Here is a 19,695-nt window from a genome sequence, read left to right as displayed (position 1 = left end):
CCTTCGTCCACAACGGACGCCGGGTTGCGCGCCCCCTGGCCGACGTGGTGACCGGCACCATCCCCAACAGCTCACCCGACCACGTGGTCAAGCTCGCGCTGCTACCGGACGCGGGCGCGGGGCACTCCGGCCGTCCCGGCCTGCGCGGGCACCGCGGCGGCGAGCACTTCGCGCCCGCGCTGACGGTGACGTCGTACTCGGCCGAGAACTCGGTCTTCCGTTACACGGCAGAGGATTCGGCTGCCGAACTGACGGTGACCGGCGTGCTGGAACTGGCGTCGTCCGGGATGCTCCGGCTGCGGCACACCGTTCGCAACGACGGCTCGACGCCGTATGCGTTGGAGGGACTGGAGACTGCGCTTCCAGCGCCCGCTCACGCCACCGAACTGCTCGACTTCACCGGCCGATGGGCGCGCGAACGCTCACCGCAGCGGCACGCGTTCAACTACGGCACCTGGGTGCGGGAGAACCGACGTGGTCGCACCGGGCCCGACGCGACCATCGGGCTGCTCGCCGGGACGCCGGGGTTCTCGTTCCGCTCCGGTGAGGTGTGGGCGCTGCACGTCGCGTGGAGCGGCAACCACGTCACTTACGCGGAGAACTTCCCCGACTCGACGCCCGCGCTGGGCGGCGGAGAGCTGTTGCTGCCCGGCGAGATCGTCCTGGCGCCCGGCGAGACGTACGAGTCGCCGTGGCTGTACGCGGCCTACTCCTCGGAGGGCATCGACGGCATCAGCGCGGCTTTCCACCGTCAGCTGCGCGAGCGTTCGCTGCGCCCCCGCCCCGTCGTGCTCAACACGTGGGAAGCCGTCTACTTCGACCACGACCTCGCGCGGCTGACGTCGCTCGCCGACACCGCCGCGGCCATGGGCGTCGAGCGGTTCGTGCTCGACGACGGCTGGTTCCGCCACCGCCGCGACGACAGCGCCGGCCTCGGCGACTGGTACGTGGACGAGACGGTGTGGCCCGACGGCCTCACCCCGCTGATCAAGCACGTGCGCTCGCTGGGCATGGAGTTCGGGTTGTGGTTCGAACCCGAGATGATCAACACCGACTCGGACCTCTACCGCGCTCACCCGGACTGGGTGCTCGGCCCTCGTCCCGGTGTGCTGCCGCCGTCGTGGCGCAACCAGCAGGTGCTGAACATCGCGCATCCCGAGGCCTACGCGTACATCCTCGACCGCGTCTCGTCCGTGTTGTCCGACAACGACATCGCGTTCGTGAAGTGGGACCACAACCGCGACCTGATCGGTTCACGGGTGCACGACCAGACCGTCGCGTTCTACCGGCTGCTCGACGAACTGCGCCTGCGGCACCCGCACGTGGAGATCGAGAGCTGCTCGTCCGGCGGTTCCCGGATCGACCTCGGCGTGCTCTCGCGCACCGACCGCGTGTGGACCTCCGACTGCAACGACGCCCTGGAACGCCAGCTGATCCAGCGCTGGACCGGCGTGTTCCTGCCGCCGGAGCTGATGGGCGCCCACGTCGGCCCGACCCACTCGCACACCACCGGCCGGGTGCACGACCTGTCGTTCCGGGTGGCGACGGCGATGTTCGGGCACTTCGGCATCGAGTGGGACATCAACTCGGCGACCGACGACGAACGCGCGGGCCTCCAGGCGGCGATCGAGTACTACAAGGACGTGCGATCCCTGGTGCACACCGGTGTCTCGGTGCACTCCGACCACCCGGACCCGGCCGCGTGGGTGCACGGTGTGGTCGCCGCCGACCAGTCCGAGGCGCTGTTCTGCTACGCGCAGATCGCGACTTCGGTGCAGCACAGGCCGGCCAGGGTGCGCTTCCCGGGCCTCGACCGCACGCGTACGTACCGGCTGTCGTTCGACGCGCCCGCCGGTCTGCCGAAGCTGATCGGGCGGGAAGGAACGTGGGAACCGGTCTCGTTGCCCGGCTCGGCACTCGCTGACGTCGGGATCCAACTCCCAGTCCTGGAACCGGAACAGGCCGTGTTGCTGCGCCTGCGTTAGACGCGAAGAGGCCCCGGCGGACCCGAATCCGCCGGGGCTTCTCCCTCTTCTACTGGCCGGCGCGACTTCCGTCGGCCTTGGTTGCCCACCACTTCCCGCCAACCCCCTGGCCGTTGGCATCACCGCAGACCTTGTCACCTGAGAAGAGGTACTGCGGATGTCCGGCGATGGTGAGCTGTTCCTTCCCATCCCGCTCGATCGTCCCCACGAGTGAGGGATCCACGCCCTGCACCTGGAAACCCTCGCTGACGTAAGCGGGAGGCCATTGCACCGCGCAGTCGCCCGAGCAGTTGCTCTTCGGCGGCGTCGCGGAGTCGTTGTCGAACCGGTAGAGCGTCATGCCGTCCTTGTCGGTGGCGACGACGCCGAGGTCCTTCACGGTCGCACTGGTGAGCTCGATCGCCTTGTTCTGCTGGGCTTTCTTGCCGTCGGTGGCCGTGGCGAACCACTGCGGCACCGTCACACCCTTGGCCTCACCGGGTTTCGTGTCGTTCTTGAAGGTGTACTGCGGCCAGTTCGCGACCGTGAGCTGCTTCGTGCCGTCCTTGCGCGTGATCGTCCCCAGCAGCTTCGGGTCGACGCCCTTCACCCGCGGCTCGCCCTCCACGGTGACGGCCGGGAACGACTCGGCGCACTTTCCGTCGCAAGTGGACTCACCGGGCTTGTCGCCGTCGAACCGGTAGAAGGTGAGACCGGCGTCGTTGGTCAGCACCGCGCCGAGGCCCGCGATCACGCCGGTGCGCGCGGCCAGCCTGGTGCGTTCGCCGCCCTTGCCGGTGGCGAACCACTTGCCCTGCAGCCCCTGTCCCTTGGTCTCGCCCGGCTTCTCGTCCTTGGCGAACCGGTACTGCGGCATGCCGTCGACGGTCAGCTGCCTGGACCCGTCCTTGCGGACGATGCTGCCGACCAGCGCCTTGTCGACGCCCTCGACCGAGAAGTTCTCGTCGGGAACCGTTGCGGGAGGCCAGCTCGCGGCGCACTCACCATCGCAAGTGGACTCGTTCGGCTTGTCGTTGTCGAACCGGTAGAGCGTGAACCCCTTGACATCGGTGACCACCGGCCCGAGGTCGTCGATCTCCGCGGTCTTCAGCGCCACAACGGTTTCCTGCTGCTGCGCCACCGGCTTGCTCTCCGGCGTGCTCGCGCAGGCCGTGAGTGAGACCAACCCCAACACGACGACCGCAACGCCCTTGCGGATCATCTCGAACCTCCTGGCTAGTGCCTCCAACGCCACTCACACGCAAGCCACGCCAGATCGGTTCAATCTTTTTTCTCAGTCGCCCTGACCAGCGAACATCGCTCGTTTGAGGGCAGGCACGGCGCTCGCGGTCCGCAGCACGGTCTTGAAGATCGTCCGCGCCACCGGGCCGCCGTCGGCGAACTGCTTGGCCGCCCTCAGCGAGTCGCGGACCGCCGCGAACCCGTAGTCGTACATCTCGCGCTCGTACCTGGCGATCGAGTCACCGCCTTCCGCGATGCACCGCGCGAGCAGCTGGGCGTCCCGCAGCGCGATGTTCGCCCCGATCCCCCGCATCGGCGTCATCGCGTGGATGGCGTCGCCGAGCAGCGTGACGTTCGTCGGCTGCCACCGTTCGATCGGCTTCGACGACCGGATCCGCCACTCGCTGATCGTGTCCACGGGCGAGGCCGCCACGATCCGGCAGAGCTCCGGGCTCCACCTGGCGATCCGCGCCAGCACCTCGCGGCGCAGATCCAGTCCATCGTGGACGGTCAGGTCCGCGGCCGCGTACGCCCACATCAGGTACGGCCGCACGTTGTCGAACAGCAGGCCTTCCGCGTCCGTCTCGCCCAGCCCGTCGTGCGCGGCCAGGAACATCCCGGCCCGCCCGGTCGGAATGATCGAGTTGGCGCGGACGATCAGCTCCGGCGGCACCCAGCCGGCGTCGTCGAGGAACAGCTTCCCCGCGATCGCCGTGACGCCGACGTCCTCGGTGCCGGCGTGCGGCAGGTACTGCCGGCGCACCCGCGACCGGATCCCGTCCGCCCCGACCAGCACGTCGCACGTCGCCGTGGTGCCGTCCTCGAAGTGCAACGTGGTGCCGTTGTCGGAGTAGCGCTCGAACCGCTTGCCGAACCGCACGTCCAGCCCGTCGAGCAGCACCTGCCGCAGCGTGATCCGGCTCGCCGAGTAGTGCTGCTCCTCCTCGGGATCGAGCACCAGCAACGGTTTGAGCTGTTCGGTCAGGAAGCCGAACCCGTTGCCGCCGCCCCCGGCACTGCGCTCGAACCGTGCCCAGCTCGCCGCGGGCAGGCATTCCCGCAGCGCCGCGGCGCCGTGCGGGTTGATGTGCACCCGATATCCCTGCAGGCGGTCCGTGCGCGAGAGGTCGCGCTCGTACACCGCCACGTCCACGCCGGCCTTGCGCAACCCGTGCGCCAGGCACAGCCCGCCGATTCCCCCGCCAACCACAGCCACTCGCTTCGGGATTCTCATGCCGCCGAGTTTCAACCGCTTGGTTGATTAAGTCAACCCGTTGGTTGAAACTGACGTCGTCGGCTACCGTGTGGCGGTGGATCAACGCCGCTCTCCCAGCTCTTCGGAACGCAAGCGCGACCCGGAACGCACGCGGGCCCGCATCCTGGAGGCGGCCGCGGCGGAGTTCGGGGCGAAGGGCTACGCGGCGACGCGCACGACGGACATCGCGGCGCGCGCGGGCGTGAACAAGCAGCTGATCTCGTACTACTTCGGCGGCAAAGAGGGCCTGTACAAGGAACTGGCCACCGCCTGGCACACCGAGGGCACCACGATGGCGAGCACCGAGCAGCCGCTGGCCGAGGTGATCAAGGCCTTCGTGATGACGACGGCGCACAACCGCGACCAGGGCCGCCTGTGGGCGTGGGCCAACCTGTCCGGCGACACCCCGACCGTCGACGCGGAGTTCCTCCGGGGACAGGTCGAGTTCTTCCGGACCCGCCAGCAGTCCGGCGAGATCCCCGCGGACCTGGACCCGAGCCTGCTGCTGCTCGTTCTGATGGCGGCGGCCGCGGCACCGCTGACGCTGGAGCAGACCGCGCGTCAGCTCACCGGGGAAAACCCGGCCACACCCGAGTTCGCCGAGAAGTACGCGGACCAGCTGGCGTTGCTGGTGCGCCACCTCTCCGGCCGATCCTGACTTCTTTCGCACCGAACTCGTTACCCTGCTCGGTGATGGACGAGATCAGGCTTTCGGCGTCCACGGCGGCAGACGGGCTGTCGCCGTCGGCGTCCGCCGCGATCAGCTCGGCCCACCAGAAGCTGTCGAAGCGCCGGCGCCGGCCGTTGCTCGTCCTGCTCGTCGTCGCGCTGGTCGCCGCCGGTGGTGCCGCGTGGACCTGGGTCGTGGTCCCGGTGCTGGCGCCCGCCTACAAGACGACGTTCCTGATCGACGCTGCCGAGGGTGACCTGGCGAGCGTCACCGAGGCGCTGACCACGGTCGTCGGCAACTCCGGCTCGCGTGATTCCCAGTCACTGCGCAGTTTCGGCGGCGAGTGCGGCTCCGACGACAACACGACGCAGCTCGTCGGGTTCGGCACCGGCAACCGCGAGGAGATCGCCGCAGCCGCTCGGTCGGTCCGCCAGGGTGCGAAAGCCACGCTGCAGCGCGGAATCGTCGAGGCGGTCGACGACTTCACGCCGTGGTACTCGCTGAAAGCCAAGCAGGTCAACAGGATCATCGTGGTGACCAGGCACGGCAAGGACGCGTGCGACTCCGACGACGAGTTCGTGCAGAAGCAGATCCGCGACCGGGTGGCGGCCGCCGGGCTGACGATCGAGTTCCGGTTCATCGGCTACCGGACTCCCGACCACGAGCCGCTCAAGAAGCTGACCACGCAACTGCAGACGCAGGAGCCGGCCTTCGCGGACTCGCCGGAGGATCTGCGGAAGTGGCTCGACTGGTTCACCACCGTCGAGCCGGTGCTGCGGTCGGCGCAGTCGGTCGTCAACGCGCTGAACCCGACCGTCGACAAGCTCAACGCGGCCACGGACGCGGTGAGGAGCGGCCGTTTCGATCTTGCCGACGCGGCTTTGACCGAAGCTCGCGATGCCGTGGTCGACGTGGAGATCAAGGACCTCGACGGCCGCACCGCGTCGGTCGAGGCGGTCGACGTGCGGGACAAGGCGATTTCCCTGCGGAGACTGCAGGAGGAGGTGATCAAGGCAGCTGACGTGCTGGCTCGCGAAGCTCGTTCGGGACGGAACCTGGCGGAGCCGCTCGCCGTCTACACCAAGGCCGCCAAGGCTTACAACGACGAGGCGGCGCTGATGACAGAGCGGCTGACACAGCTGCGCGGGAAAGGCCTGGGGGGAACGCGGTGAAACGCTGGTTGCTGGTGGCGGGCGCGGTGGTCGTGGCGCTGGGGCTGGTCGCCGGTGGTCTGTGGGTGTTCCTGCCGCCTGATCACCGCACGACGTTCCTCGTCGACGCCTCCGAGTCCGCGGACTTCCGCGAGGTGGCGGACGCGGTCGGTGCCGCAGCTTCGAACATGTCCGCCGACGACTCGCTGGCACTGCGCCGGTTCGGCGGCTCGTGCTCGTCCGCGAACACCTCGGAGCTGGTCTCCCCCGGCACCGGACAGGCCGCCAAGATCGGCGACGCTGCCCGATCGATCACCCCGAGCGGCAAGGCGACGCTGCTCAGCGGAATCCTCGCGGCGATCGACGACTTCGCGCACACCTACCCGTTCCGCGGCTCGAAGACGAACCACGTGGTGGTGATCGCACGCGGCGCCGCCGACGCGTGCGGCAAGAGCGCCGACGAGATCCGCGCGCTCATCAAGGAACACAGCTCGCGGGCCGGCGTGCAGATCGACTTCCGGTTCGTAGGCCACCGGCTGACCCCGTCGCAGGCCAAAACGTTGACGGAGATCGCGACCGCGGCCAACGCTCAGCAGCCGCGCCTCACCAGGACCTCCGACGAGCTCGTGACCACGATGAAGGAGGTCTCCGTCCCCGCCGACCTGGTGGCGAAGAACATCAAGACCTCGCCGTGCGACTCGGCCACCCCGGAGACGCTCGCGGCGGCGCACGAGGTGGGGACCGCGCGGTACTTCGACGTGAAATGCCAGCAGGACCGGTACGTGCTCGCGCTGGCGAACACGGAGCCCAAGCTGTCCGACGACCTGATCACCGTCTTCGAGTACCGAGACGACGCGTGGCACTACGTCATCTCGGGCACCGACCTGCCCTGTGGCGACGTGCCGAAGGACGTGTGGAAGGCGTGGAACTTCACGTGCCAGGTCGAGCCGGTCGACTGCCGGGGCACCCCGGACAAGGTGATCGACCTGGGCGGAATCGGTTGTACCGCGGCCCTCGACATCGCGGACCGCTACACGGCAGCGATCCAGGCAGGGCAGGCCCAGGGCCAAGGTCTGTTCTGGACATCCGGCGAGTGGTCCTGCTCGTGGCCGTACGAGGACGGCTACGCGCACTCACAGGTCCCGCAGAAATGCGTGCGCACCACGGACCACTCGGTCGTACAGCTCGGCGACTACCAGTGAGCTGGTGGTGTGGCTCGGAACGTTGCAGGGGGAATTCGCGGTCTGCCGCGAGGTGCCCTGCTGAGCGTGGATCACCTCGCCAGCGTTCCGAGACGCGCCACTAGGACTCGCTGGCCGCGCGGTCGGCGAGGGCCTGCTTCAGGCCCTTGAGGCCGCCACGCATCATCAGGTCGTGGTTGCCGCGGAAGAACGGCTTTGCGATCAGCACGAGCCGGCGCAACAGGGCCTTGTTGACCACGACCTCCTGGTCGAACACCAGGTCCGTCCCCCCGTCGCGGCCGATGATCTCCCAGCTGGCGAAGCCCTCGAGATCACCGGTCAGCTGCGCCCGCAACAGCCCGGCCTGCTGGTTCGCGATGCTGTGCCGCACCTGCACGACGATGTCGAACGGCAGGAACGACCGGCACCGCAGCACCCCCGACTCGTCGTCGATCTTGGTCGCCGACCTCACCTCGCGCCACCACAACGGGTAGTTCGCGATGTCGGACAGCACCTCGTACACGGCTGCCGGAGACGCGCAGACGTGCCACGTGCTGCGGAACCGGTAGCGGTTGAGTGACACGGGCGACATCATCCCGGATAGCTCGTTCAGGTGACAGGTCCTCGACAAAAGTCACAGTGGACCGGGAATTCCTCACGGCCTGTCATGCGGCCTCACGCGTGCGAGCGTCTCATTAGGCCGGTCGAGAGGCACCGGCGAACTCCAAGTTAAAACCCTGGGGAGCCGGACGAGCAGACCCTGCGTCCGTCCACTTCGGCCACATCGGTTTCCGACCGGCACGATGTTGCCCGATCTGGCGGCCGGACCTCACCGGTGGACGGCACCACGCCACGCGGGCGCCCGCCTCCGCCACTCAGTTCCAGATCGCGCCGCACCACGCGGCCTGACTCGACCGCGACCGGACACACGCCGAGGCCAGTCACCTCAAGCACCGGCCACCCTGGCCACGACCGCCGCCCGGTTCGGACACGCGCAGCCGAGCGAGGACCTCGCTGGTGTACGGCACCACGCCACGCGGACGCAGGTGGCCACCCGCTTCCGTCACCTCGGTTCCAGACCGCGCGGTACTGCGCGGCCTGGCTGCGGCGACCCGCCCCATCACCCCGCTGCGGAGACCTGTTCGTTCTCAAGCACCTGCAGCAGGAACTGGCCCGTGTAGCTCTTCTCGACCTCGGCGACCTGCTCGGGCGTGCCCTCCGCGACGACCATGCCGCCGCCGGAGCCGCCTTCCGGGCCCATGTCGACGATCCAGTCCGAGGTCTTGATGACGTCGAGGTTGTGCTCGATGACGATGACCGTGTTGCCCTTGTCCACCAGGCCGTTGATGACGCCCAGCAGCTTGCGGATGTCCTCGAAGTGCAGGCCCGTGGTGGGCTCGTCGAGGATGTAGACGGTCTTGCCGGTCGAGCGCTTCTGCAGCTCCGAGGCGAGCTTCACGCGCTGCGCCTCACCGCCGGAGAGCGTCGGCGCGGGCTGGCCCAGCCGCACGTAGCCGAGACCGACCTCGACCAGCGTCTTCAGGTGGCGGTAGATGGCGTTGATCGGCTCGAAGAACGTCGCGGCTTCCTCGATCGGCATGTCGAGGATCTCGGAGATCGTCTTGCCCTTGTAGTGCACCTCGAGGGTCTCTCGGTTGTACCGCGCGCCCTTGCACACCTCGCAAGGCACATAGACGTCCGGGAGGAAGTTCATCTCGATCTTGATGGTGCCGTCGCCCGCGCACGCCTCGCAGCGGCCGCCCTTGACGTTGAACGAGAAGCGGCCGGGCTGGTAGCCGCGGACCTTCGCCTCGGTCGTCGCCGCGAACAGCTTGCGGACGTGGTCGAACACACCGGTGTAGGTGGCCGGGTTCGACCGCGGCGTGCGGCCGATCGGCGACTGGTCGACCCGCACCAGCTTGTCGACCTCGTTCAGGCCGTTGATGCGGGTGTGGCGGCCGGGCACCTGGCGCGCGCCGTTGAGCTTGTTCGCCAGCACGGTCGCGAGGATGTCGTTGACCAGCGTCGACTTGCCGGAGCCGGACACACCCGTGACCGAGGTCAGCGTGCCGAGCGGGAACGACACGTCGATGCCGCGCAGGTTGTGCTCGCGGGCGCCGACGACGGTCAGCTGGCGCTTCTTGTCGACCTTGCGGCGCTTGGCGGGCATCGGGATCGACTTGCGGCCAGACAGGTACGCGCCGGTGATCGACTCCTTGTTCGTCAGCAGCTTCTTGTACGGGCCGCTGTGCACGACCTTGCCGCCGTGCTCACCCGCGCCGGGGCCGATGTCGACGACCCAGTCCGACGTGCGGATCGTGTCCTCGTCGTGCTCGACGACGATCAGCGTGTTGCCGAGGTCGCGCAGCCTCGTCAGCGTCTCGATCAACCTGTGGTTGTCGCGCTGGTGCAGGCCGATCGACGGCTCGTCCAGCACGTACAGCACGCCGACCAAGCCGGAGCCGATCTGCGTGGCGAGCCGGATCCGCTGCGCCTCGCCGCCGGACAGCGTGCCGGACGCGCGGTCGAGCGACAGGTAGTCGAGACCCACGTCGAGCAGGAAGTGCAGGCGGGCCTGGATCTCCTTGAGCACCGCGCCCGCGATCATCGACTCGCGCTTGCCGAGCTTCAGTCCGTCGAGGAAGTCGGAGCACTCCGCGACGCTCATGTTGCAGACCTCGGCGATGGACTTGTCGCCCTTTTTGCCGTGGTGCAGCGTGACCGCGAGGATCTCGGGCTTGAGGCGCGTGCCGGCACACGCGGGGCACGGGACCTCGCGCATGTAGCCCTCGTACTTCTCCCGCATGTACTCGGACTCGGTCTGCTCCTGACGCCGTTCGAGGAACGGGATCACGCCCTCGTAGTTGGCGTAGTAGGAGCGCTCGCGGCCGTAGCGGTTCTTGTACCGGACGTGCACCTGCTCGTCGATGCCGTGCAGGATCGCCTTCTGCACCTTGGCGGGCAGCAGCCGCCACTGCTGGTCCATGCGGAAGCCGATGGTCTCGCCGAGCGACTGCAGCAGGCGCAGGAAGTACTCGGCGGTCTGCCCGCCGGCCCACGGCGCGATGGCGCCCTCTTCGAGCGTCATCTCGTCGTCCGGCACCACGAGCTCCGGGTCGACCTCCTTGCGCACACCGATGCCCGTGCAGACCACGCACGCGCCGTACGGCGAGTTGAAGGAGAACGACCGCGGCTCCAGGTCCTCGATCGCGAGCGGGTGGCCGTTGGGACAGGCCAGGTTCTCGGAGAAGCCGCGGATCCGCTTCGGATCGGTCTCCGGCAGATCGACGAACTCCAGCTCCACCAGGCCGTCCGCGAGCCGCAGCGCCGTCTCGACCGAGTCGGTGAGGCGCTGCTTGGACGAGGCCTTGACGCTCAGCCGGTCGATGACGACCGCGATGTGGTGCTTCTCCTGCTTCTTGAGCTTCGGCACCTCGCCCAGCGCGTACACGACCCCGTCGACCTTCGCGCGGGAGTAACCCTGCGACTGGAGGTTCTGGAAGAGGTCGAGGTACTCGCCCTTGCGGCCGCGGATGACGGGCGCGAGCACCTGGAACTTGGTGCCCTGCTCCATCGCGAGCACCTGGTCGACGATCTCCTGCGGCGTCTGCTTGCCGATCGGCTCACCGCACTGCGGGCAGTGCGGCTTGCCGGCGCGCGCGTAGAGCAGGCGCAGGTAGTCGTAGACCTCGGTGATGGTGCCGACGGTCGACCGCGGGTTGCGGCTGGTCGACTTCTGGTCGATCGACACCGCGGGCGACAGGCCCTCGATGAAGTCGACGTCGGGTTTGTCCATCTGACCGAGGAACTGGCGCGCGTACGCCGAGAGCGACTCGACGTAGCGGCGCTGGCCCTCGGCGAAGATCGTGTCGAACGCGAGGCTCGACTTGCCGGAGCCGGACAGCCCCGTGAAGACGATGAGGCTGTCCCGCGGCAGGTCGATATCCACGCCGCGCAGGTTGTGCTCGCGGGCGCCGCGAACGACAAGACGGTCTGCCACTGGGGTCCCTTCGGCTGCTGTAGGCGGGTCACTCACGCCACACTCTTCCGAACAAGCGTTCGAAGCGTACTAGCATCGTTTCGGAGGCTGCGACCGACCCGCGAACCATGCTAGGGCCGACCCCTGACAAAAACGGATCCGACCACGGTTGCATTCCCCTGAGCTGCATTTACTCATAGGCTGGTCACTTCGATCTCAAGCCTCAACGTCGGGGAGAGGCAGCACATGACCTACACGCCGTCCACGCAGCACACCTCCGTACCCGCACCGCGCGGGGTGCCCGACCGGCACATCAACGCGGTGCGGCAGGCGACGGACGTGCTGTACGAGGTCGTCGAGGAGCTGGACCAGGCCGCGATCCGCGGTCAGAGCCTGCTCCCCGGCTGGACCCGCGGACACGTCATCACCCACCTCGCGCGCAACGCGGACGCGCTGGTGAACCTGCTCACCTGGGCGCGAACCGGGGTCGAGCACCAGGCTTACGCGTCGCGGGCGGATCGCGACGCCGACATCGAGGAGGGTGCGCGCCGCATCCTGCAGGTGATCAAGGCCGACCTGGACTCCGCGTGCGTCCGTTTCGAGAACGCGTGCCGGGAGATGCCGGCGCACTCGTGGCGTTCGGAGGTCACGGCACCCAAGGGCGCCTCGATCCCGGCGTCGCAGGTGCCGCTGTTCCGGCTGCGCGAGGTGTGGATCCACCTCATCGACCTGAACCACGGCGTCGGCTTCGAGGACCTGCCCGCGGACTTCGTGGAGGAGTTCCTCGACGACGCCGTGAAGCAGTTCGAGGGCAGGGTCGACCCGTTCAGCATCGAGGTCGGCCTGCCGGACGGCACTCAGCGCAGCTGGACGGTCAGCGGCCCGGCGAGCCGCAGCTCGGTCAGCGGGTCCGCCAGCGCCGTCCTGGGCTGGCTGACCGGCAGGACCGACGGCACCGGCCTGCGCGGTGAGCTGCCGGCCCTGCCCGACTGGATCTGAGTGAGCAACCGGTAGGCGGGCCGTTCGACGAACTTCGTCAGCAGCCAGCCGAACAGCACCGCCGAGGTGATGAACACGGCGAGCAGCGCCCAGGACCGCAGCCCAACGGCGTGCATGCGGTCCATCACCACGGTCCCGATCGCCTGGTGCACCAGGTAGATGCCGTAGGAGATGCCGGCGAGCCACGTGACGGGTCGCCGGATCGGCTTGAAGAACACCCAATCGGGTCCGCCGGCCGCCGCGCACACCAGGAGCAGGAAAACTCCGAACCCAGCTGTGGCTCCGTACTCCTCCGTGTGGATCGCCTGCGCCACCAGGGTGGCGGCGAGCACCGCGACGAGGTGCGGCGTGCCCATGCGATGTTTCGACCACAGCCAGATGGCAATTCCTGCGGCGAAGAGCTGCCCGCGGTGGACCGACGTCGCGTTGTAGGCGAGGTCCAGCGTGCTGGAGTAGTCGATCAGCTCGCGCAGCACCAACGGCGTCACGATGAGCACCCACGGAAAGACCAGCACCGCCCTGCCGCGCACGTACCGCACCAGCACCGCGCCCGCGATGAACGCACTGACCTGCACCGGAATCGTCCAGTACGCGAAGTCGACGATGTGCACGTCCGGGAACCACGGCCTGATCAGCAGCAGGTTGTAGACGAGATCGCCGGCGGTCAGCTGGGTCCACCCCGCCGGCGCGACCCACCGCTGCACGGCGAACGAGAGCAGGACAGCGACGAAGTAGACCGGCAGCAACCGCGCGAGTCTTCTCCACAGGAACCGCCCCGGCCTGCCGTGGCTCAGCGTGGAGCAGGCGAAGAAGGCCGACAGCACCATCAACGTGCTCGCACCCATCGACATGTCGAAGGTGAACGGCATCGGGTTCAGGTACGGGTGGTCGACGAGGCTCGTGACCGTGCCGTGGTGGAACAACACACAGCCGATCGCGACGACACGGAGGACGTCCCAGCTGACCTTGCGGTCCGTCCGGGGCTTCTGTCGTTGTGCTGGAATCACGAGAGGTAGGGACCTGTTCGTTGGTGCTTTCGGCGTACTCGGGGGTCCAAACTTGATCCTTACTTACCCTATGAGTGAGACCTGTATGCAACCTGAAGGTGTGCGTCCCGCCGCATCGAGCGACTACCGTCTGCCACCGTGGACGTACTCGAGAACTACACCGGTCACGTCGATCCAGGCGGCCCCGCCAGCACCAGGACGCTCGACGCGCTGACCATCACGAAGATCTCCGTCGGACCGATGGACAACAACGCCTACCTGCTCGTTTGCCGGTCCACGAACGAGGCGCTGCTCATCGACGCGGCCAACGACTACGAGCGCCTGTCCGACCTGTTCGGCCACATTCCCTCAAGGCCACGCCTGCGCACGATCGTGACAACGCACCAGCACGCCGATCACTGGCAGGCACTCGGCGCCCTGGCCGGCGCCCACGGCTCGAACACCGTCGCGCACGAACTGGACGCCGCCGTCCTCCCGGTCCCGCCAGACGTCCTGGTGGACCACGGCGACACCATCAACGTGGGAGAAGTCCCTCTCTCGATCATCCACCTGCGCGGCCACACACCGGGCTCCATCGCCGTGGTCTACGACGACCCGAACGGCCACCCGCACCTCTTCACCGGAGATTCACTCTTTCCGGGGGGTGTGGGAAAGACCACGTCGGCGGACAACTTCGCCTCGCTGATCAACGACGTCGAGGACCGCGTCTTCGCCGTGCTGCCCGACGACACCTGGTTCTACCCGGGCCACGGCGACGACTCGACGCTGGGCAAGGAACGCCCGTCGCTCGCGGAGTGGCGCGCCCGCGGCTGGTGAGTCCCCGCGGAGCAACGCACTGCGGCTGGTGACCCGCCGCAGTGCGTTTTCCTGCCCGAGTCGGCGCTGCTCGACGAGTACGGACTGCCGGCCCCGGACGTGCCGGCCTTCATCCCGGTAGTCGCCGGGACCTCTGGGCTGTGAAGCACACCGTGCTCCGGCCCGCTTTGGTTCATCCGGGTGGTTCCCGCCCATAACGTCACGGGCCGATGCCTGTCGGGAACAGGATGCCGGGCACCTCTCGCATCGAGTCAGAGGAGTGCGATGTGCCGGAGTTCCGTACCCGCCCCGACGGCACGCGATATCCGATCACGCCGAAGGGCAAGGCGGCCGGCACGGTCGTCGCAGGCGCCGTCGTGGCCGGTCTGCTGACCGCCGCGGGTGGTGGTACCGCCACCGAGTCGGTCGGCGCCGCGCTCGATTCGGCCGCGGAGCAGAATGCCAAGTCGCGCAACGAGGACAACCCGCGCAAGAGAGATCGCGCCAAGACTTGGCAGCGCAAGGCGCTGCGGGAGATCAAGGACACCGTCAAGCACGACCTCCGCTGCGCCGTGCAGTCGTACGGCCAAGTTCAGCAGTTCTTCCTGCGGACCCCGTGCGACTCCCTCGACCAGATGCTGTTCGCGCTCGGTGACGCGCAGGGCAACGTCATCGCCGTGTCGGTGATGTGGGTCAAGATGCCCTCAGCCGGCGAGGCCGGTGAGTTGAAGAGGCTGGAAGACACCTACGGAACCGGCGACGTGACGCCTTTCGCCACCGAGGCGCTGCAGCTGGGCGGGATCAAGTTCACCGGCCGGCACTACGCGTCCCGGTCCAACGGATCCATGGTCGTCATCGCGGAGTCCGAAGCGGTGCAGGGCCAGGCGACCACGACGCTGTTGAAAGACGTGGCCAACATCGCGGTGGTCCTGCCGCGTCCTTGATCAGCGAGATAGCGGCGCGCTCGCGGCTGGTGGGCGTTCCTTCAGGCGGCCGACCAGGACGAGTGCCGTGAGCACCAGCGCGGCGATGCCGGCCAGCGCCGTCCAGAGCGGGATGTAGTCCCTCTCCGGCATCTGGTAGGGGATCTTGTCGTAGGCGAGGAAGAGCTGAACGACCGCGCGAAAGCCCAGCGCGAAGGCGAGCAGCAGCGGACCGGCGACGACGGGGAGCGCGCGCAGGTCGATGGCCTCGGTGGCCGCGGTGGCGGCGGACGACGTCACCGCGGCCACCGCCAGCGCGATGATCAGCGATCCCAGGCCACCCTGGACCATGTCCTCGTAGTGGCCGGTGACCTCCACGGAAGTCCACATCACGATCGCGAGCAACGCGCAGGCCGCGGCGGCCACGACCGCCGACTGGCCCAGACGCGCGGCGAGGACGCCGAAGCCCAGCCCGATCACCGCGGCCGATCCGTACGTCGTGAGCTGGCCTCCCGCGAAGTACATGCCGAGGTTGACCGGCGCCGCGACGGCGAACAGCACGAAGCCCGCCGTCGCCGTCGTGAGAAGCGCGCTCCTGCCCAATGCGAGGGTCAGTCCAGCGGTGCACAGCACCAGTACCGCTCCCGCGACGACCGTGGCAAGCAGCCGGGGCAACGTGATCAGGTTGCCGGCCGCCTCCAGCACGATCGGCAGGAACGCCGCCGCCGTGCCCACCACGGCCGCACGCCGGGACATCGGTTCGGGCTGCGCTGTCGTGCCCGTGCGCACGCCGTAGACCGCCAGCACACCGCCGGCCAACGCGAGCACGGCGAGGGCGAGGTCGAGGCCTGCGGGGTGGAACGCCAGGTTGTCCAGCCAGTCGAGCCCCCGGAACAGCGTGGCCAGCACCTGCGCCCCGATGACCAACGCGGCCAGCGCGGCGTCCTGGGCGGCTGAGAGTGCACCGATGACGATCAGCACCGTCCCGGCGACTCCGATGGACGCGATGATGCCCGAGGCGCCCGGCCGGTACATCGCGAAGTGCGCCTGTGCCTCGATCACCCTGACGAGCACGCCGAGCGCGCCCGCAACGAGCAGCCACTGCCAGTGCCTGGTGAGCCACACGCCGACGATCACCGCCAGCGCCGGGAACCCGAACCTCGCGACGTCGTACTTGCCGAGCCCGGAATACGTGCTGTTGGTCGACAACAGGTCGTAGTCGCTGACGACGAACAGGGCGAGCAAGGCCAGCGCGACCGGACCCCAGAGCCAGCCGAGAGTGTTCCGCACAGCGCGGAACGTAGCCCAGCAGCCGGGCCGAGACGGGTCAGTTGACCACATCCAGCAGGTCGAGATATCCGGTGGTGGTGCGCCACAACGCGTCCGAGTACGGCGTGAGCTTGCCGGGGCTCCACCGGTGGTCGGTGTAGTCCTGGTTGGCCGCGCGCAACGCCTTCAAGCTCACCGCCAGCTCGTCCTCGACCCGCTTCCGCAGCTCCTCCGGCGACGGCGCGGGGATCCTGACCAGCTCGGCCGTGCCGTCTCCGACCGCCACGAGCGCTTCCTCGTTGATTCCGTCTTCCGCGCTCCAGATCAGCGCCGGCCGCTCGATCCGGTGGTTCCACACCGGCGCGTCCTTGGACCGCCACTGCGCGCTGAACGGGTTGCGCGACAACCGCGTCGAGTTGGCCCAGTGCTCCGCGCCGACCGGCTCGGTGCACCACGGCACCTCGTCCACCGGCAGGTCCGTCACCAGCGCGACCTCGATGGTCTCCAGGTCCTTCGGCACGTCCAGCAGCTCGCCGAACACCCACAGCCCGACCACCTGGAAACGGAAGAAGGTCGTCGGCAGCTCACCGCACTTCTCGGCGAGCTCGGCCAGGTGGTGCACAGCGCGGGTCCATTTCACGTGCTGGATCATGCCGGACGTGGTCCCTGAAGCCTTGGCCCGGCTGGAGCGGGTGGAACCCGTGCTCTGCGCTTTCCACGAGGTCTACAGCTCCTTCGCACCGGTCAACCCATCACTGCCGCTGGCCGGCATGCCCATCGCCGTGAAGCGAGGTGAGCGCCGGAGCCACCGGGAAGCGTTGATAACTCTCGGTTGCGTACCGATCGGATTGACCACCACGCCCGACGGCAGCACTCCCTGGCAGACGTGGGGCCGCAACTCTCGCGGCCTCACACGCAACCCGTGGAATCTCGACCGCACGCCCGGCGGTTCGTCCGCCGGATCCGCGGTGGCGGTCGCGGCCGGAGTGGTCCCGCTCGCGACGGGCGTCGACGGCGCGGGCTCGATCCGCATCCCGGCCGCGTGGTGCGGTGTGCTCGGCCTCAAGACCACGTCGTCGGAACGCGCCGCGGTCGGAGTCTTCACCCGCGACCCCGAGCTGCTCGCGATCTACACGGGCACCTCGGAGGTCAGCTCTCCCACCGCTGTCTGGTCCACGGACCTCGGCTTTGCCGCCGTGGACGCCGAACAAGCCGAGATCGCCTGGCGCGCTGCCTCCGCGTTGCGACCGCAGCCCGTTGACCTGGTGCTGCCGGATCCGGCCGAGGACTGGTTCGCTGGGCGCTGCGGCCCCAACCTGTTGCTGGACAAGCTCTTCGAGAGCACCGACCTGCTGCTCACCCCGACCACACCCGGCCCGCCGCACGGCCACGACGGACCGGGCTCGCGCATCAACACGTCGCTGACCTGGGCGTTCAACCTGAGCGGACATCCGGCGATCAGCATCCCGGCAGGCTTCGACTCCGAAGGCCTGCCGGTCGGACTGCAGGCCATCGCGCGGCACGGCCGGGAAGCGGACCTGATCGCCGCCGCCCGCGCGGTGTTGACCTCCAGCGCGGTGGAGGTCGCACCCTGGCCGCCATGAACCTCGTGGTACGCGCCGAACGGTCATCGAGGTCATCCCGCCGATCCGCAGCGAGCCGGACCGGCTGAACTAGGCGGCGACAGCCCGCAGAGACCGCAACGCCGACGCCCACGCCACCAGTTCGTCGAGCATCGCGTTGAGCTGTTCGTCCTGCCGCAGCCCTTCCTGCAGCTCGCCGCGCCCCAACGCCACCTGGGTGCGCACTGTCGCCACCTTCAGCTCCGCCAGCACCAGCCGCAGCTGCTCGACCGCGCGCAGGCCGCCGTTGCCGCCGAGGCCCACGAAGCCCGCCGCCTTGTCGTTCCACTCCGCGTACAGGTAGTCCAGGGCGTTCTTCAGCGCCGCCGAGAACGAGTGGTTGTACTCGGGCGTCACGAACACGAAGCCGTCGTACTGAGCGATGCGAGCTGCCCAAGCGCGTGTGTGTGCGTGGGCGTACTCGCCGAAGATCGCCGGCACCGGTTCGTCCAGCAGCGGCAACCCGACCTCCGCAAGGTCGACGAGTTCGAACGACGCGTCCGTGCGCGCGTTGGCGACGTTCACGACCCACTGCGCCACTGCCTCGGAACGACGGCCCGGACGTGTGCTCCCCAAGATCACTGCGATTCGCATGGCAACCAAAGTACAACGCTCGTGGTACTTAATGCAACGAGCGTTGTACTATGATCGAGGCCATGCGACCGGACAAGCGGCAGGCGATCCTGCGCGGGGCGTTGAGCGTGTTCGCCAGGGACGGCTACTCGCGGGCGAGCATCGACGGCATCGCGAAGGAGGCCGAGGTCTCGACGCGCACGCTCTACAACCACTTCGCGGACAAGGCCGATCTCTTCCGCCACGTCATCCAGGCCAGCGCGGACGAGGCGGCGCAGGACCAGATCGACCTGATCGAGCGACACTTCCACAAGATCACGGACCTGGAGCAGGACCTCGTCGCGTTCGGCAAGGCCATGGGCGCACAGCTTGGCCACGCCGAGCACTTCGCGCTGGTCCGGCAGATCAACGCCGAGCTGACCCACATTCCCGCCGAGGCGATCGAGGCGTGGCTGGACACGGGGCCGCGCAAGGTCAGGCGCGCACTCGCGGACGAGCTCCACAAACTCGGCTTTCAGGACCCGGAACGAGCCGCGGTGCACCTGTTGCTGCTCACGCTGACAGGCGATCCCGCCGTCAGAGGTTCACGTCCGGACGACGACGACATCGCAGCGGGCGTGAAGGTCTTCCTCCACGGGCACGATGTCGAAAACCGGCGAACGGCTGCGACATAGGGCTATGCACACCGACGCGCGCGTTGACGACTACATCGCCGGGCTGCCCGAGTGGCAGCAGGACATCTGCCGCGAGGTCCGCAGGCTCGTCCACGAGGCCGACCCGGACGTCGAGGAGACGATCAAGCGCACGAACCGGCCGTACTTCGTGCTGGACGGCAACATCTGCGCGTTGCTGGGCACCAAGGACCACGTGAACGTGATGCTCTACGACAAGGCGATCGTGCCGGACCCGCAGAACATCATCACGAGCGGCCACGGCAACAAGACCGCGCGCATGATCTCCGTGTACCGCGACCAGCCGATCAACGCGCCCGCGCTGGTCGAGATGTTCCGCCACATCGTCGCGAACAACCGCCGCCGGAACAGTGTCAGACCCCGTCGGTAGCCT

At 68.4% G+C, this 19,695-nt stretch carries 17 protein-coding genes and 2 pseudogenes; 11 read left to right on the top strand and 8 right to left on the bottom strand.

Features of this window, described 5'->3' with window-relative positions; all coding sequences use genetic code 11:
- A partial coding sequence (locus ABZX92_RS09230) for an alpha-galactosidase (protein ID WP_355555687.1) occupies positions 1-1,985 on the top strand: 1,985 nt, incomplete at its 5' end.
- A gap of 49 nt (positions 1,986-2,034) precedes the next feature.
- Here the strand turns inward: ABZX92_RS09230 and ABZX92_RS09225 are convergent.
- Positions 2,035-3,186: a hypothetical protein gene (locus tag ABZX92_RS09225; RefSeq protein ID WP_355555685.1), complete on the bottom strand. Its 1,152-nt coding sequence runs from the start codon at positions 3,184-3,186 to the stop codon at positions 2,035-2,037.
- Positions 3,187-3,258: 72 nt separating this feature from the next.
- Positions 3,259-4,440: an NAD(P)/FAD-dependent oxidoreductase gene (locus ABZX92_RS09220; RefSeq protein WP_355555683.1), complete on the bottom strand. Its 1,182-nt coding sequence runs from the start codon at positions 4,438-4,440 to the stop codon at positions 3,259-3,261.
- A 76-nt stretch (positions 4,441-4,516) separates the two neighbouring features.
- Between ABZX92_RS09220 and ABZX92_RS09215 the strand changes: the two genes are divergently transcribed.
- Genes ABZX92_RS09215 through ABZX92_RS09205 form a run of 3 tightly spaced genes read left to right on the top strand, consistent with a single transcriptional unit; the run spans position 4,517 to position 7,484 of the window.
- Positions 4,517-5,119: a TetR family transcriptional regulator gene (locus ABZX92_RS09215; protein ID WP_355555681.1), complete on the top strand. Its 603-nt coding sequence runs from the start codon at positions 4,517-4,519 to the stop codon at positions 5,117-5,119.
- Between the two features lie 35 nt (positions 5,120-5,154).
- Complete coding sequence (locus tag ABZX92_RS09210) at positions 5,155-6,303, top strand: VWA domain-containing protein (RefSeq protein ID WP_355555679.1); 1,149 nt, start codon at positions 5,155-5,157, stop codon at positions 6,301-6,303.
- A complete protein-coding gene (locus ABZX92_RS09205; RefSeq protein WP_355555677.1) occupies positions 6,300-7,484 on the top strand; it encodes a hypothetical protein in 1,185 nt (394 codons plus the stop codon). Before ABZX92_RS09210 ends, ABZX92_RS09205 begins: the two co-directional genes overlap by 4 nt.
- A 100-nt stretch (positions 7,485-7,584) precedes the next feature.
- Here the strand turns inward: ABZX92_RS09205 and ABZX92_RS09200 are convergent, their stop codons facing one another.
- Together ABZX92_RS09200 and uvrA are read right to left on the bottom strand one after the other, a co-directional pair.
- Positions 7,585-8,046 carry an SRPBCC family protein gene (locus ABZX92_RS09200; protein ID WP_355555675.1) on the bottom strand — a complete coding sequence of 154 codons (462 nt, stop codon included), beginning with the start codon at positions 8,044-8,046 and terminating at the stop codon, positions 7,585-7,587.
- Between the two features lie 537 nt (positions 8,047-8,583).
- Positions 8,584-11,463, bottom strand: coding sequence for an excinuclease ABC subunit UvrA (gene uvrA, locus ABZX92_RS09195; protein WP_355555673.1), 2,880 nt, complete (start codon positions 11,461-11,463; stop codon positions 8,584-8,586).
- 225 nt (positions 11,464-11,688) lie between these two features.
- Here uvrA and ABZX92_RS09190 point away from each other — a divergent pair, with 225 nt between their 5' ends.
- Positions 11,689-12,441, top strand: coding sequence for a maleylpyruvate isomerase family mycothiol-dependent enzyme (locus tag ABZX92_RS09190; RefSeq protein ID WP_355555671.1), 753 nt, complete (start codon positions 11,689-11,691; stop codon positions 12,439-12,441).
- Positions 12,442-12,488: 47 nt separating this feature from the next.
- On the opposite strand, the pseudogene ABZX92_RS09185 reads toward ABZX92_RS09190, so the two are convergent.
- Positions 12,489-13,448, bottom strand: a pseudogene (locus tag ABZX92_RS09185) (acyltransferase); the annotation flags it as partial.
- A gap of 138 nt (positions 13,449-13,586) precedes the next feature.
- On the opposite strand from ABZX92_RS09185, the gene ABZX92_RS09180 reads away from it, so the two are divergent.
- Together ABZX92_RS09180 and ABZX92_RS09175 are read left to right on the top strand one after the other, a co-directional pair.
- Positions 13,587-14,264: an MBL fold metallo-hydrolase gene (locus ABZX92_RS09180; RefSeq protein ID WP_355555669.1), complete on the top strand. Its 678-nt coding sequence runs from the start codon at positions 13,587-13,589 to the stop codon at positions 14,262-14,264.
- A gap of 266 nt (positions 14,265-14,530) precedes the next feature.
- Positions 14,531-15,187, top strand: a complete 657-nt coding sequence (locus ABZX92_RS09175) for a hypothetical protein (RefSeq protein ID WP_355555667.1) — start codon at positions 14,531-14,533, stop codon at positions 15,185-15,187.
- Here the strand turns inward: ABZX92_RS09175 and ABZX92_RS09170 are convergent, their stop codons facing one another.
- The gene (locus tag ABZX92_RS09170) at positions 15,188-16,456 is read right to left on the bottom strand and encodes a hypothetical protein (protein ID WP_355555665.1); all 1,269 of its coding nucleotides are present in this window, start codon (positions 16,454-16,456) and stop codon (positions 15,188-15,190) included. It abuts the gene before it with no gap.
- Between the two features lie 37 nt (positions 16,457-16,493).
- Positions 16,494-17,075, bottom strand: a complete 582-nt coding sequence (locus tag ABZX92_RS09165) for a hypothetical protein (protein WP_355555663.1) — start codon at positions 17,073-17,075, stop codon at positions 16,494-16,496.
- A 10-nt stretch (positions 17,076-17,085) separates the two neighbouring features.
- On the opposite strand from ABZX92_RS09165, the pseudogene ABZX92_RS09160 reads away from it, so the two are divergent.
- Positions 17,086-17,508 (top strand): annotated as a pseudogene (locus ABZX92_RS09160) (amidase family protein); the annotation flags it as partial.
- Positions 17,488-18,039 (top strand): amidase family protein, encoded by a 552-nt coding sequence (locus ABZX92_RS09155; protein ID WP_355555693.1) that lies wholly within the window; start codon positions 17,488-17,490, stop codon positions 18,037-18,039. The pseudogene ABZX92_RS09160 and the gene ABZX92_RS09155, both read left to right, overlap by 21 nt.
- A gap of 69 nt (positions 18,040-18,108) precedes the next feature.
- Here the strand turns inward: ABZX92_RS09155 and ABZX92_RS09150 are convergent, their stop codons facing one another.
- Positions 18,109-18,651: an NADPH-dependent FMN reductase gene (locus tag ABZX92_RS09150; RefSeq protein ID WP_355555661.1), complete on the bottom strand. Its 543-nt coding sequence runs from the start codon at positions 18,649-18,651 to the stop codon at positions 18,109-18,111.
- 62 nt (positions 18,652-18,713) lie between these two features.
- Here ABZX92_RS09150 and ABZX92_RS09145 point away from each other — a divergent pair, with 62 nt between their 5' ends.
- Entirely contained in the window at positions 18,714-19,304 is a 591-nt protein-coding gene (locus tag ABZX92_RS09145; protein ID WP_355555659.1) for a TetR/AcrR family transcriptional regulator, read from the top strand.
- A 4-nt stretch (positions 19,305-19,308) separates the two neighbouring features.
- Positions 19,309-19,692 carry a DUF1801 domain-containing protein gene (locus ABZX92_RS09140; protein WP_355555658.1) on the top strand — a complete coding sequence of 128 codons (384 nt, stop codon included), beginning with the start codon at positions 19,309-19,311 and terminating at the stop codon, positions 19,690-19,692.
- Positions 19,693-19,695: the final 3 nt, after the last annotated feature.

This window comes from Lentzea sp. NPDC006480 (assembly GCF_040611995.1).
GTDB lineage: Bacteria > Actinomycetota > Actinomycetes > Mycobacteriales > Pseudonocardiaceae > Lentzea.
The sequence above is the reverse complement of the archived record's forward strand: the minus strand, read 5'-3'. Positions and strand labels throughout refer to the sequence as shown.

What these genes read in the sequence shown, in the direction of transcription:
- ABZX92_RS09140 (WP_355555658.1), top strand. Translation starts at nt 19,309, where the DNA reads ATGCACACCGACGCGCGCGTTGACGACTACATCGCCGGGCTGCCCGAG.
- ABZX92_RS09150 (WP_355555661.1), bottom strand. Translation starts at nt 18,651, where the DNA reads ATGCGAATCGCAGTGATCTTGGGGAGCACACGTCCGGGCCGTCGTTCC.
- ABZX92_RS09210 (WP_355555679.1), top strand. Translation starts at nt 5,155, where the DNA reads ATGGACGAGATCAGGCTTTCGGCGTCCACGGCGGCAGACGGGCTGTCG.
- ABZX92_RS09190 (WP_355555671.1), top strand. Translation starts at nt 11,689, where the DNA reads ATGACCTACACGCCGTCCACGCAGCACACCTCCGTACCCGCACCGCGC.
- ABZX92_RS09145 (WP_355555659.1), top strand. Translation starts at nt 18,714, where the DNA reads ATGCGACCGGACAAGCGGCAGGCGATCCTGCGCGGGGCGTTGAGCGTG.
- ABZX92_RS09225 (WP_355555685.1), bottom strand. Translation starts at nt 3,186, where the DNA reads ATGATCCGCAAGGGCGTTGCGGTCGTCGTGTTGGGGTTGGTCTCACTC.
- ABZX92_RS09220 (WP_355555683.1), bottom strand. Translation starts at nt 4,440, where the DNA reads ATGAGAATCCCGAAGCGAGTGGCTGTGGTTGGCGGGGGAATCGGCGGG.